Annotated in this window: 13 protein-coding genes; 4 read left to right on the top strand and 9 right to left on the bottom strand. The window is 64.8% G+C overall.

Features of this window, described 5'->3' with window-relative positions; translation table 11 throughout:
• Positions 1–62: 62 nt before the first annotated feature.
• Entirely contained in the window at positions 63–1394 is a 1332-nt protein-coding gene (locus RAC97_RS20275; RefSeq protein ID WP_375101470.1) for a lysine N(6)-hydroxylase/L-ornithine N(5)-oxygenase family protein, read from the top strand.
• A gap of 45 nt (positions 1395–1439) precedes the next feature.
• On the opposite strand, the gene RAC97_RS20270 is transcribed toward RAC97_RS20275, so the two are convergent.
• The 4 genes from RAC97_RS20270 to RAC97_RS20255 all read right to left on the bottom strand — a co-directional run bounded on the left by RAC97_RS20270 (position 1440) and on the right by RAC97_RS20255 (position 4931).
• The gene (locus RAC97_RS20270; RefSeq protein WP_375101469.1) at positions 1440–2057 is read right to left on the bottom strand and encodes a nitroreductase family protein; all 618 of its coding nucleotides are present in this window, start codon (positions 2055–2057) and stop codon (positions 1440–1442) included.
• A 60-nt stretch (positions 2058–2117) separates the two neighbouring features.
• Positions 2118–2906 carry an SDR family NAD(P)-dependent oxidoreductase gene (locus RAC97_RS20265; protein ID WP_375101468.1) on the bottom strand — a complete coding sequence of 263 codons (789 nt, stop codon included), beginning with the start codon at positions 2904–2906 and terminating at the stop codon, positions 2118–2120.
• Between the two features lie 102 nt (positions 2907–3008).
• On the bottom strand, positions 3009–3905 hold the full coding sequence (locus RAC97_RS20260) for a LysR substrate-binding domain-containing protein (RefSeq protein WP_375101467.1): 897 nt from the start codon (positions 3903–3905) through the stop codon (positions 3009–3011).
• 78 nt (positions 3906–3983) lie between these two features.
• A complete protein-coding gene (locus RAC97_RS20255; RefSeq protein ID WP_375101466.1) occupies positions 3984–4931 on the bottom strand; it encodes a DMT family transporter in 948 nt (315 codons plus the stop codon).
• A 102-nt stretch (positions 4932–5033) separates the two neighbouring features.
• Here RAC97_RS20255 and RAC97_RS20250 point away from each other — a divergent pair, with 102 nt between their 5' ends.
• Complete coding sequence (locus tag RAC97_RS20250; RefSeq protein WP_375101465.1) at positions 5034–5918, top strand: LysR substrate-binding domain-containing protein; 885 nt, start codon at positions 5034–5036, stop codon at positions 5916–5918.
• Between the two features lie 62 nt (positions 5919–5980).
• Here the strand turns inward: RAC97_RS20250 and RAC97_RS20245 are convergent, their stop codons facing one another.
• Positions 5981–6721, bottom strand: coding sequence for an SDR family NAD(P)-dependent oxidoreductase (locus tag RAC97_RS20245; RefSeq protein ID WP_375101464.1), 741 nt, complete (start codon positions 6719–6721; stop codon positions 5981–5983).
• A gap of 273 nt (positions 6722–6994) precedes the next feature.
• On the opposite strand from RAC97_RS20245, the gene RAC97_RS20240 reads away from it, so the two are divergent.
• The gene (locus RAC97_RS20240) at positions 6995–8146 is read left to right on the top strand and encodes a GGDEF domain-containing protein (RefSeq protein ID WP_375101463.1); all 1152 of its coding nucleotides are present in this window, start codon (positions 6995–6997) and stop codon (positions 8144–8146) included.
• On the opposite strand, the gene RAC97_RS20235 is transcribed toward RAC97_RS20240, so the two are convergent.
• From RAC97_RS20235 to RAC97_RS20225, 3 genes are read right to left on the bottom strand one after another with little or no spacing between them, the layout of a single operon-like run.
• The gene (locus tag RAC97_RS20235) at positions 8147–8731 is read right to left on the bottom strand and encodes a LysE family translocator (protein WP_375101462.1); all 585 of its coding nucleotides are present in this window, start codon (positions 8729–8731) and stop codon (positions 8147–8149) included.
• Between the two features lie 50 nt (positions 8732–8781).
• Positions 8782–9612, bottom strand: coding sequence for an AraC family ligand binding domain-containing protein (locus tag RAC97_RS20230; protein WP_375101461.1), 831 nt, complete (start codon positions 9610–9612; stop codon positions 8782–8784).
• A gap of 57 nt (positions 9613–9669) precedes the next feature.
• On the bottom strand, positions 9670–10587 hold the full coding sequence (locus RAC97_RS20225; protein ID WP_375101460.1) for a LysR family transcriptional regulator: 918 nt from the start codon (positions 10585–10587) through the stop codon (positions 9670–9672).
• 105 nt (positions 10588–10692) lie between these two features.
• Between RAC97_RS20225 and nfsB the strand changes: the two genes are divergently transcribed.
• Positions 10693–11343 carry an oxygen-insensitive NAD(P)H nitroreductase gene (gene nfsB / locus RAC97_RS20220; RefSeq protein ID WP_375101459.1) on the top strand — a complete coding sequence of 217 codons (651 nt, stop codon included), beginning with the start codon at positions 10693–10695 and terminating at the stop codon, positions 11341–11343.
• 20 nt (positions 11344–11363) lie between these two features.
• Here nfsB and pvdM read toward each other — a convergent pair whose 3' ends face one another.
• Positions 11364–12713, bottom strand: a complete 1350-nt coding sequence (pvdM, locus tag RAC97_RS20215) for a pyoverdine-tailoring dipeptidase-like protein PvdM (protein ID WP_375101458.1) — start codon at positions 12711–12713, stop codon at positions 11364–11366.
• Positions 12714–12739 lie beyond the last annotated feature (26 nt).

Genomic DNA, 12739 nt, shown 5'->3' with positions numbered 1-12739 from the left:
CAATGGCCGACAGGGTCATTTTCTTCTTCCCCGCACCGGGGGTTATCTAGAGGACACTGGATATGACGCAGGCACTTGCATCGACGGTCGTTCACGACCTGATCGGTATCGGCTTCGGCCCGTCGAACCTGGCACTGGCCATCGCCCTGCAAGAGCGCGGTCAGGCCCAAGGGGCGCTGGATGCGCTGTTCATCGACAAACAGGCCGACTATCGCTGGCACGGCAATACCCTGGTGACCCAGAGCGAGCTGCAGATTTCCTTCCTCAAGGACCTGGTGACCCTGCGCAACCCCACCAGCCCCTATTCGTTCGTGAACTACCTCAAGCAGCACGGCCGCCTGGTGGACTTCATAAACCTGGGCACCTTTTACCCGTGCCGCATGGAGTTCAACGACTACCTGCGCTGGGTGGCTTCGCACTTCCAGAGCCAGAGCCGCTACGGCGAGGAGGTGCTGCGGGTGGAGCCGGTGCTGGTCAACCAGCAGGTGGAGGCACTGCGGGTGATTTCCCGTGATGCCCAGGGCATGGAATTGGCCCGTACCAGCCGTTCGGTGGTGGTAAGCCCCGGCGGTACACCGCGCATTCCGGCGATTTTCGCAGGCTTCAAGGACGATCCACGGGTGTTCCACCATTCCCAGTACCTGGCGCGCATGGCCAAGCAGCCGTGTGTCGACGGCAAGCCGATGCGTATCGCCATCATTGGCGGCGGGCAGAGTGCGGCCGAGGCGTTCATCGACCTCAACGACAGCTACCCTTCGGTACAGGTGGACTGGATCATCCGGGGTTCTGCGCTGAAACCGGCCGACGACAGCCCGTTCGTCAACGAAGTGTTCTCGCCGGAATTCACCGACCTGGTGTTCCAGCAGCCGGTGGGCGAGCGTGAGCGTCTGGTCAACGAGTACCACAACACCAACTACTCGGTGGTGGACCTGGACCTGATCGAGCGCATCTATGGAATTTTCTACCGCCAGAAAGTCTCCGGCGTGTCTCGGCATGCCTTCCACACCCTGGTCAACGTCGAGCAGGCCACGTCGACTGCCCAGGGCGTGCAGTTGAGCATGCGTCACACCGCCAGCGGCGAGGCTCGTGTGCTGGGCTACGATGCGGTGGTGCTGGCGACCGGTTACGAGCGCCAGTCGCACCGTGAGCTGCTGGCGCCGGTGCAGGAGTACCTGCAGGACTTCGAGGTGGACCGCGACTACCGCCTGCTTACCGACGAGCGTTGCAAGGCCGGGCTGTACATGCAGGGCTTCAGCCAGGCCAGCCATGGCCTGAGCGATACCTTGCTGTCGATCCTGCCGATTCGCGCGGATGAGATTGCAGCGTCGTTGTACGAGCATGACCGCACCCGGGCGAAGGTGGCGCCGATGTCGAGGTTGGCTACAGCCAGTTGAGCCTTGTGCCCAGGGCCGTGCTGCGGCCCTTGGGTTCGTATCGTCCTAGACGACGCTGAAAACGTCCGACAGCGGCCGCCGCGGCTTTTGTGGCCAGTTGTCGGGCGTGCCGTAACCCACCGCCACCAGCACCACGGGCACCTCGTCTTCAGCAAGCCCGAATGCCCGTGCCACAGCCTCTGGATCGAACCCGATCATCGGCCCCGACCCCAGCCCCATTTCGTGCGCCGCATAGAACAGCGTCGCAGCGGCAAAGGATGCCGAGCGCACGGCCTCGTCACGCTGCCGCCAAGGCTGGCCCGCATAGAGGCTGCCCGCGCCCGCCACCCAGCCATCGACCATCGCCGGCGGCATGAAGCCCGCGTCTACGGCGGGCTTGAGCCGCTCCGGCAGGGTTTTCTCATCCGCCAGTTGGCCAACGATGATGAAGGTAACCGGCGCCTCGCTGATCTTTGCCTGATCCCACGCCACGGCGCGCAACCGGGCTTTTGCTTGCGCACTACGCACAGCGATGAACCGCCAGTTCTGGAGGTTGAAGGCCGTAGGCGCGCGGGTGGCGAGCTCGATCAGTTCGCTGACCTGGTCGTCGGTAACCTCACGATCCTGGTCGAACAGCACAGTTGTACGGCGTGCGCGGATGGCACTGCTGATGGCATTGCTCATGGAGATTTCCTGGGAAGGGCCGCCGCCCGGCCGCAGTAGGCCGAGGGGCGGCGAAGCTGATCAATAGATGCTGTCGACCACGCCACCGTCGACGCGCAGGGCAGCGCCGGTGGTTGCCGATGCCTGAGGCGAGCTGACGTAGAGGATCATGTTGGCAACTTCATCGACCGTGGCGGCGCGGCGAATGATCGACGACCCGCGATGCTGGGTGACGAAGTCCGTCGCGACCACCTCGATATTCTCACCTGCGCTCTCTTCGCCCTCGGTCAACAACCGCACCACGCCTTCGGAAAGCGTAGGGCCGGGCAGGACCGAGTTGACCGTCACACCGGTTCCGGCCAGCCGCTTGGCGAGGCCGCGGGAGATGGCGAGTTGGGCGGTCTTGGTAAAGCCGTAGTGGATCATGTCGGCGGGAATGTTGACCGCCGACTCCGAGGAAATGAACACGATGCGTCCCCAGCCTTTTTCCACCATGCCCTCTGCGTAGGCCCTGGAGAGCCTGACGCCGGACATCACGTTGGTCTGGAAGAAGCGCTCCCATTCTTCGTCAGGTGTGTCGAAGAAGTCCTGCGGGTTATAGATGCCCAAATTGTTCACCACGATATCGAAGTGCGGGTGCTCGGCGATCAACTTCGAGCATCCGGCGGCGGTACCGAGGTCGCCGACGAAGCCGATAACGTTCGAGCCGGTTGGCCGCAACTGCTCGATGGCGTGTTCGACGCTTTTCTCACTGCGTCCGTTGACGACTACATGGGCACCTGCGCTCAGGAAACCCTGCGCGGTCGCAAAGCCGATGCCGGCAGTCGATGCGCTGACCAGCACACGGCGGCCTTTGAAATCTATGTTCATGGCGACTCCTCACGTTGTGTCGCCAAACTATGAGTTCGCGTGGAATTACAAACAATCGGCTGAATTTCGAAATTACCTTTCGATTTTCAAAGGTAATGTCGCTCAGCCGCCGCGTTTCAACGCCAGGCCCTCGACGATGAAATCGACCAGTGCGTTGAGCCTTCGGCTGGTCGCGCCGCCAGCGGGGGTGACGGCGTAGAGGTCGACAGGCGCATCGGTAAAGTCTTCCAGCACTGCCTCGAGGCGCTTGGTGTGCAGGTCGGCCTCTATGTCCCAGTAGTTCTTGAGGATCACGCCACGGCCCTCGATACCCCATTGGCGAATCATGTCACCGTCACTGACCGATCGATCGCCGTGCACTTTCACACTGAACTGCTTTTCGCCTTCGCGAAACGGCCAGGTGGATATCGGCGCGCCCGGACGCGCGAGGATGATGCAGTTGTGCGCCGCGAGGTCGCGCGGGTGCTTGGGTTTACCTGCGCGCCGCCAGTACTCGGGCGACGCACACACCAGCCTCGGGCCCTGGATCAGCCGCCGCGCGCGCAGGGTCGAGTCCGGCAGTGGGCCGCTGCGAATCGCCAGGTCGATGTGGTTTTCAATGAGGTCGAGCGCGCCATCGTTCAGCAGCAAGGTGATGTGCACGCCGGGGTGTTGCTGCTGGAAGGCGTCGAGCAACGGGCGGACATGGACCCGGCCAAAATCGTTGGTGGCGGTCACCCGCAGCGGGCCGGTCAACGGGCCGTTGTCGCGCAAGCTGTAGATGGCCGCATCCCATTCCGCGACGATACGGCGGGCGTCCTGCAGCAGCGTTTCGCCCTCGTGGGTGAAGGTCAACTTGCGCGTGGAGCGGATCAACAACCGCGTGGCGAACTCATCTTCCAGCTGCGTGATGGCCAGGGCGACCGTGGAGGTGGCGATGGACCGCGCGCGGGCCACCGCCGAAAAGCTGCCGCTATCGGCCACATCCAGCAACAGACGCAGGGTATCGATACGGTCCATGGTCGAATCTCGCAAACAGCACTCAGTGGCCGAGCAGACTAGCCTGGCGGCGCTGGAAAGACGATAGCGCCGGCCGCGTCAGACAGCCGCTTGCTTGGCCGCTTGCGCCTTCTTGGCAGGCTTGAGCCGTGCAACGCCCAGCATCACCAGTGCCAGCCCGGCGAGCTGATAGGCCGAAATCGCCTCGCTGAGAATCGCCCACGAGGCCAGCAGGGTCAGCACCGGCCCCAGGTTGCCTACCGCAGCGGTTTGGGTCGGCCCCAGCCGCTGGATCGCCAGCGCTACCCAGTAGATCGGCAATACCGTAGAGAACAGTGCCATCATGGCGGCGTAGCTCCAGACCGTCGTCGGCAATTGCCACAGCTGTTCGATGTCCGCCACCAGCAGGAAATGCCCCAGCACCATCAGCGACGAGAACACGCCGCACAGCCCGGCCAGGCGCATGCCGCCCATGCGCTTGAGCATCATGCCGGTGCCGGAATAGAACAGTGCATAGGTGACGGCGCTGGCGAATACCCACAGCGAGCCGACCAGCACCTGCTGGCTGGCGCCGGTGTTGCCCAGGTCGTGCACGAAGGCGATGCCCAGGCCCAGGTAGCACAGGCCCATGGCCAGTAATGTGCGCGCGGTGGGGCGTTCGCGCAGGGCGATGGCCTGGAAAATCAGTACCAGGGTGGGGTAGGTGAACAAGATCATCCGCTCCAGCCCCGCACTGATGTACTGCAAGCCGTAGAAGTCGAACAGGCTCGACAGGTAGTAGCCCAGCAACCCCAGCAGTGCGGCGCGCAGCAGGTCGAATGGGGTCAGCGGGGAGTTGGCCTCGCGGCGGCTGGCCCATACCAGCCAGGCGAACAGCGGCAGCGACAGGCCCATGCGCATGGCCAGTAGGCTGACAGCATCTACGGGGCCGGCCGCGTAGGAAAGCTTGACGAAGATAGCCTTGAAGCTGAAGCCCAAGGCGGCCAGGACGGCATACAGGCTGCCGTTCTGCAATTGGCGGTGGAGGGAGGCGCGCAGGCGGTTCATGGGGAGTCCGTAACAGAATAAGACAAGGGTTATTCTGAACAGAACACGGGCTACGTTAGAATCGCTTTTTCTGAAACATGGCGTTCGCTTTTGGAGAAGACCATGCATTTCGACCTTGCCGACTTGCGATTGATCACCGCCGTTGCAAGCACTGGCAGCCTGAGCAAGGCGGCGGCGAGCTTTCCGGTGGCTGTGTCGGCGGCCAGCACCCGGCTGCGGCTGTTCGAGCAGCGCAGTGGCCTGACACTGTTCACCCGCCGCGCCGATGGCATGCAACTGACCCCCGCCGGGCGCCTGGTGCTGGAGGCGGCCCGTGGTGTGCTGGGCGAGGCGCGCAAGCTCGATGACACGCTCAAGGAACTGGCTGGGCAACGCCGTATCAACCTGGGGCTGGCAGCGTCCACGGTGACCAACAGCACCCTGCTGCCCACGGTGCTGGGGCCTTTCCTGGCGGACTACCCTGAGCTTGACCTGCAACTGGTCGAGCACAAGAGCGTGGATGTGCTGCGCGTGGTGCTGGCCGGGGAGTGCGAGATCGGCGTGTTCGATGGCCACTGGGTCAACGATGGCCTGGTGTCATTGCCGTTTCGTACCGAACGCCTGGTGTTGCTGGTGGCGGCCGATCACCCCTTGGCCGGGCGCGAGCAATTGCACCTGGTCGATGCCTTGGGGCATGCGTTCGTCTGCCTGCCGGCCGAGCGGGCCATGCAGCGGTTCGTCGAGGAGCTGGCGATGAGCTTGGCAATGCCGATGAAGGTGCGTGTGCGGGCGCCCAGCTTCGAGGCCATCGCGCAGCTGGTGGCGCAGCGCGCGGGCGTTGCGGTCATGCCGGAGACCGCCGCGTTGCGCGCGCAGCAGGAGCTGGCGGTACGGCGGGTAGTGCTGGAAGAGCGCTGGGCCAACCTTGAGTTGCGCATTTGTTTTCGCAGTTGGGAGGGGTTGAGTTCCCATGGGCGGCAGTTGGTGAGTTTTCTGTCGGGGCAGTGAGCGGGCTGGCGTGTCTACAGTAGCGGCCTCTTCGCGAGCAAGCTCGCGCAGAGGCCTTGAGGTCAACGCAAACCGTAACCCTTGTCGACGATCAGCTCCTGTCCATAGATACCGCTGGCCCGCGGCGACAACAGGAAGGCGATCGCCTCGGCCACCTGCGTGGCGCTGAGGAAACTGCCATCGAGCAGACGCTGGTTGACGGTCTCGGCCACCGCGCGAATCTGCTCGTCCGCCAGCCCCAGGGAAGGCCAGATCGGGGTGTCGGTCGGGCCGGGCGAGACAACGTTGATGCGTACACCTTTCGCCGCCCACTCCACCGCCAAGGTCCGGGCTTGGGCGATCAGCGCCGATTTCGACGCGATATAGGCGGCCAGGCCCGGGAAAGTCACCTGGGTCAGGAAAGTGCCGATGAAGACCACCGCCGCCTGCTTGCCCATCTGCCCGCTGAGGTTGGCGAAGGTGGCCAGGGCAGCGGCACCATTGACCGCCCATTGCCGGGCGAAGGCCTCGTCGTCGAGACCGTCGGCCAGTTGTGCGATACCGGCGTTGGGCACCAGCAGCTCGACTGGGCCTAGGGTCGCGGCGCGGGTGGCGAGGGCCGCGAGGTCTTCCTGGCGGGTGACATCACCGGCCTGCCAGTGCAGCCGGTCGCCAAAGCGCGCCCGCAAGTGCTCCGGTGCCTGCAGCCGACGGGCCATGGCCAGGACTGTGGCGCCGCGTTCCAGCAGGGTTTCGGTCAAGGCCAGGCCGATGCCGGAACTGGCGCCGGTGACGACGGCAAGGCGTTGGGTGAATTCGCTCATGGGACTGTTCTCTGTAGGGAGGGTACGAGCAACGGTTTCAGGATGTGTGCCAACATCGAGCGCCCTGAAATCCTGGGGTTACGGCTCGTCATGGTCATACTGACTACGATTTTTTGCAGTCCTTATGACATCTTGGTGAGTCTTAATGACCGCGAAGTGGCTATGGCCTTTGACCTGGCCGACAAACAGCCTGCGACGGGCCGTATCAGCCCCTGCGTAAACATTGCCGAACGCATACAATCACGTTTTTTCGCAATGCAGGCTTTTTGCTTTATGGCGCTCGATCCACCCACGATGCTCACCCTCACGGTTGCCCTTGCAGCCGCTGCCTCGCTGTACCTGGCGATCGAGTGGCGCAGCATCCGTGAACCTTCGCTGCTGTACTGGAGCGCCGGGTTCGCCACCATCACCGTGGGCTCGACGCTCGCTTTGCTCCGTATGCATGGCCTGCTGCTGGTGGGTATCTGGTTTGCCAACGGGCTGCTGGTGGTCGCGCATTTCTGCTTCCTGCTGGGGGTGGCGCGCTTTACCGAAACGCGCCTGTCGCGCGCCTGGTACCTGATTTTCGTGGCCTGGGCGGGGCTCCTGCTGCTGCCGGAAGGGCCGCTGTGGTCGAAGATCATGCTAGTGGCCAACTCACTGGCGGTGGCCGTGCTGTCGCTGCGTGCCAGCTTCCTGCTTCGGCCCCACGGCGATTCGCTAAGCGTGGGCGCTGTGCAGTTGCGCTATGTGATGCTGGTGCATGGCCTGTTCTACCTGGCCAAGATGGTCCCGGCGCTGGTGCCGGGCACCTTGATCGACCTGACCGAGTTCCGCGGCGAAATCATCCAGATATCGCTGGTCGAGGGCGCCATGGCGACCATGCTGATTGCCTTGTCGATGACCGGTTGCGAGCGCTACCGGCGCGAAGAACGCATCGCCCGGCTGGCCTCCCACGACCCGCTCACTGCCCTGTACAACCGCCGGGCTCTGGAGCCGCGTGCCTACGCGCTGCTGGAGAACGTCTCGCCTGTGCGGCCAGGCGCCGTGCTGTTGATCGACATCGACAACTTCAAGTTGGTCAACGACCTGCACGGCCACGCCGCGGGCGATCGCCTGTTGGTGGCGCTGAGCGATATGATCCGCGCCACGCTGCCCGACGGTGCGCTGGCGGCACGCCTGGGGGGCGATGAATTCGTCATTTTGTTGGGCGAGGCGTCCAGCGAGCAGGTAGTGGATTTGGGCGACACCCTGCGCGACCAGTTCCAGGCCTACACCGTGCAAGCCTTCCACACTCCCCAGGCGGTGACCTTGAGTATCGGCGCCAGCCTGTTCAAGCAGGCGCCTGCCAGCCTGGCGGCGTTGCTCGAGCAGGGTGATGTGGCGCTGTATGCCTCCAAGCGCGGTGGGCGCAACAGCATTCGCCTGGTCGACCGTACCCTGTAGTCAGGCCAGTACCGTCGACCACGCCGACACCAGTAGCAATCCGGCCAGCAACTGGTTGAAGCGGCGTACTCGCTGCGGCGACTGCAACCAGCGGGCGCTGGCTGCTCCCAGCAAGGCCCAGCCGGTCATGCAGGGCAGGGCGACCACCAGGAACACCAGCGCCAGCTGCCAGACCGGCAGGCCGGGCGTGGCGAAGACGCCGATCACCGCCACGGCCATCATCCATACCTTGGGGTTTATCAGTTGCAACGAGGCCGCGCTGAGCGCGTCGAAGCGCTGGCCGTCCTCGCCGTGCAGCGGCGCTGGGGCGGCGCGCAGCAGTTGCCAGGCCAGCCAGCTCAACCACAGCACGCCGCCCCAGCTCATCAACTGCTGCGCCAAGGGGTGGCGCAGCAGCATTTCGGCCAGGCCCAGGCCGACCAGCAGCACGATCGCGGCAGCCGCCACGCAGGCTGCAAGAATCGGCGCTACGCTGGCCCGCAGGCCATGGCGTGCACCCTGGGCGAGGATCAACAGGTTGGTCGGCCCGGGGCTGATACTGGCTACCAGGGCGAACAGGACGAAGGGCAACAACGAATTCGGCATGACGTGAGGCTCCGGAAAATCGATGCCCCATGCTCGTCGCTGACGGGGTGTCAGTCTGGAAGGTTTGAGCAGCGCTTGCGGTAGTCCGCCGGGGTCAGCCGGTAGGCGCGGCGAAACCAGCGGCCCAGGTGGCTCTGGTCGGCGAAGCCCAGGCTGCTGGCCACCTCGGCGGGCGTCTGGCCAAGGGCGAGCAGGCGCCTGGCGTGGTTCAGGCGCAGCTGGATCAGGTAGGCATGCGGGGCCAGGCCGAACGCGGCCTTGAAGGCGCGGGTCAGGCGAAAGCGGTCGACGCCGCAGGCCTTGGCCACATCGTCCAGGCCGATGTCCTGGCTCAGGTGGGCGTGAAGGTAGTCGCGGGCTCGCTGGGCGGTCAGCGGCAGGCGTGGGTCGGGGTCCAGGCGCTGGCGCCAGTGCAGGTGGCGGGTCAGGCAGGCCAGCAGGTCGTCGGTGGCGGCCTGGCGCACGATGCGCAGGTCCTGGCCATGCACGGCCTGGAAGGCGCGGGCGGTGGCCTGGGCCAGGGCCTGGTCGGCGATCAGGGTATCGGCAAAGCCCGGCAGACAGCCGCTGGGGGCATGCTCGAACAGCTGGCGCAGCTGGTTGTCCAGCCAGGTCGGCTCCAGGTATAGGGTCGAATAGGTGAAGCCTTCGGCGGTGGGGGCCTGTCCGTCGTGGATATCGCCGGGCTCGAGCAGGAATACCTGGCCCGGCGTGCTCTGGTGGCGAGTGCGGCGACAGTGGAATTGCTGCACGCCTTGTTCGGTGATGCCGACCAGGAAGGCGTCGTGCCAGTGGGGGTCGTAGGCGTGCCCGACAAAATGCGCGCGCACCGACTCGATGCCGCTGTCGGCGTCTTGCTTGAGGTCGATCCAGTTGCTCATGGGCGCGCTTGCACAGGTGGCGAAAAGTCAACCATAACCGAGAAGCGGACCTTGCGTTTAGAACGAATGTGCAGCCTGGTCGCCGCTGGCGGGCGACAACTGCTCGAAGCGCTCACGCAACCACAGGTGCAACTGCGACACCGCAGGCGACAGCTGCTTGCGATGCGGACACACCAGTGTCACTGGGCGCGGGTCGCCGGGAAAGTCCGGCAGCAGCAGCTCCAGCTCGCCCGCAGCGACGTTGGCGCTGACATCCAGCCACGACTTGAAGGCGATGCCTTCGCCGGCCAGCGCCCAGCGCCGCACCACGTCGGCATCGTCGCAGAACAGCGGGCCACTGACCTGCACGCTGTGTTCGCCCAATTGCCAGCGGTCGAAGGCGCGTTCGTTCTGCTGGTACAGCAGGCAGTCGTGTTGTCGAAGGTCGTCCGGGTGCAGCGGCCGCCCGCGCCGCGCCAAGTAGTCGGGCGAGGCCACCAGCACGCGGCGGTTGCGCGGTGCCAGCGGCAGGGCGATGTAGTTGGCCCGCTCATCGCCGCCATAGCGGATGGCCACGTCCACCGGGTCGCGGTACAGGTCGGCCATTTGGTCGGAGAGGAAGAAACGCAGGTTCAACTGCGGATGCTGGCGGCGGAAATCGACCAGCCAGGGCATGACCAGGTTGCGCCCCAGGTCCGACGGCGCGGAAACCTGCAGGATACCGCGCAGGGTGCTTTGGCTGGCGTGCAGGCTGTCGCGGCCCTGGCGCAGGGTTTCCAGTACGCTGTAGGCGGTGGGCAGGTACAGCTCGCCCTCTGCGGTCAGGCGCAGGCTGCGGGTGGTGCGGGCGAACAGGCGCACATCCAGCTCGCGTTCCAGGCGCTTGATCGCTGCGGCCACCTGGCCGGGCAAGAGGCTGGCTTCATGGGCGGCAGCCGTAAAACTGCCAAGGGCGCTGGAGCGGATGAACAATTCCAGGTCGCTGATACGCAGCATTTTCACTCCAACCGTGAAAGTGTTGCTGCATTGTGCAGGTTTTTCTTTTTCATGGGAAAGATAAGATACGCCACCATCAACCCCCTTTTTATCGGAGCTGTTTCGATGGATACCGTTACCCTGGCCAAGCGCCGCTACACCACCAAGGCCTACGATGCGGGCCGCAAGATTCCCCAGGAAACCATCGACGCGCTGCTGGAGCAGCTGCGCCACAGCCCCTCGTCGGTCAACTCGCAGCCATGGCACTTCATCGTTGCCCAAAGCGACGAAGGCAAGGCGCGCCTGGCCAAGGCCACCGAGGCCTTCGCCTACAACACTCCGAAGATCCTCAATGCCTCTCACGTGATCGTGTTCGCTGCCCGCACCGACATGACCGAGGCACACCTCGAGGCGGTGCTGGCCCAGGAAGCTGCCGACGGTCGTTTCCATAACGAACAGGCCCGCGCCGGGCAGGACGCGAGCCGCCGCAGCTACGTCAACCTGCACCGCTTCGACCAGAAGGACCTGCAACACTGGATGGAGAAGCAAACCTACCTGGCCCTGGGCACCGCATTGCTCGGCGCCGTGGCCCATGGCCTGGACGCTACGCCAATCGAAGGCTTCGATGCCAAGGCGCTGGATGCCGAACTGGGTCTGCGCGCGCAAGGCTTCACCAGCGTGGTGTTGCTGAGCCTGGGCTATCGCAGCGAGGAAGACTTCAACGCCGGGCTGGGCAAGTCGCGCCTGCCGGCCAAGGACCTGTTCACCTTCCTTTGACGAGCATGCCGTGGCGCCCTTCAGGGCGCTACGGCAGCCACGGGCTTGGCCGCTTTCTGCACCTGCTCCCACACCCGCAGGAAATTCCCCGCCCATAGCTTGGCGATATCGGTTTCGCTGTACCCACGGCTGAGCAATTCAGCCGTGACATTGCGGATCTCGCCGACATCCTTCCAGCCCTCCAGGCCTCCGCCGTCGTTGAAGTCCGAGCTGATGCCGACATGGTCGATACCGACCTTGCGCACGGTGTAGTCGATGGCGTCGACCAGGGCGGCGACCCCTGGCTTGGGCTCCTCTTCGAGAATCGCGTACAGCTGCCCGGCATATTCACCGAAGCGTGACTCCGGCCACGCGGCGATCACCGCATCACCCGGCATCAGCGCGTTGGCCAGGCCTTGCAGGGGTTGCAGGCCGAAGCGCGCGCGCAGGGCCTCGAGCTTTTCCAGGGTAGGCTTGCTCAGCGGCTTGAGGTACTGGCCGAAGCCCACCACCTGGATCACCCCGCCGCTGTCCTTGATCAGCTTCATTTCCTTGTCGCTGAGGTTGCGCGGAATGTCGACCATCGCCCGTGGCGCCGAATGCGAGGCGACCATCGGCGTGCGGCTGAGGCGGGCGACATCCTGCAGGGCCAGGGTCGACATTTGCGACACATCGATGATCACGCCCAGCTCGTTCAGCCTTTTGACGGCTTGTTCGCCCAGCGGCGAGAGGCCGTCGAGGGCGTCGGCGGTGTCGTTGAAGAACGGCAATGGGCGAGAGGAGTCGGCCCAGTCGTTGTTGCCGGTGTAGCTGAAGCCGAACATGCGCATGCCTCGCGCGGTCCAGCGGTCGAGCTGGGACAGGTCGTGGCCCAGCGGGTAGGCGTTGAGCATGCTGATGAAAATGGCGAACTTGCCTTCGCGGTGCAGGCGGCGGAAGTCCTCGGGGCTGTAGGCGATGCCGACCTGATTGGGGAAGTCGCGCACCATGCCCTGGATGATCTGGTAGCGCACCTCCTGCTGGTGCCGGGCCTCGTCGACGAAACCGGCGGTCGGGCGGTGCGGGGCATTGGCGCCGTTCCAGATTTCCGGCCAGCCGAAGATGGTCAGTGCGGCGCCCGACAGCCGGCCGCGTCCTGCCTTGGCCAGGTCGAACTGGCCGAAGCCATCGCGGTCGACTTCGTTGTCCTGGTTGCCGAAGGTCAGGGGCACGGTGATGTGGCTGTCGAACGAGAGCATGTGCTCGTGCAACCGGTTGGCCTGCTCGACGATGCGCGGCGGATAGCCGCTGTCCTTGCCCCAGTGCAGGTAGGCGACGCCCGCGCCGACGGCGATCGCCAGGGCCAGGGGCAGGCCGATGTACAGGGCTTTGCGGGAACGGGTCTTGGTCATTGCCATCTCGTTGCGGGCTGAACGGG

The sequence above is a fragment of the Pseudomonas sp. LS_2 genome, from assembly GCF_042709235.1.
Taxonomy (GTDB): domain Bacteria; phylum Pseudomonadota; class Gammaproteobacteria; order Pseudomonadales; family Pseudomonadaceae; genus Aquipseudomonas.
The sequence above is the reverse complement of the archived record's forward strand: the minus strand, read 5'-3'. Positions and strand labels throughout refer to the sequence as shown.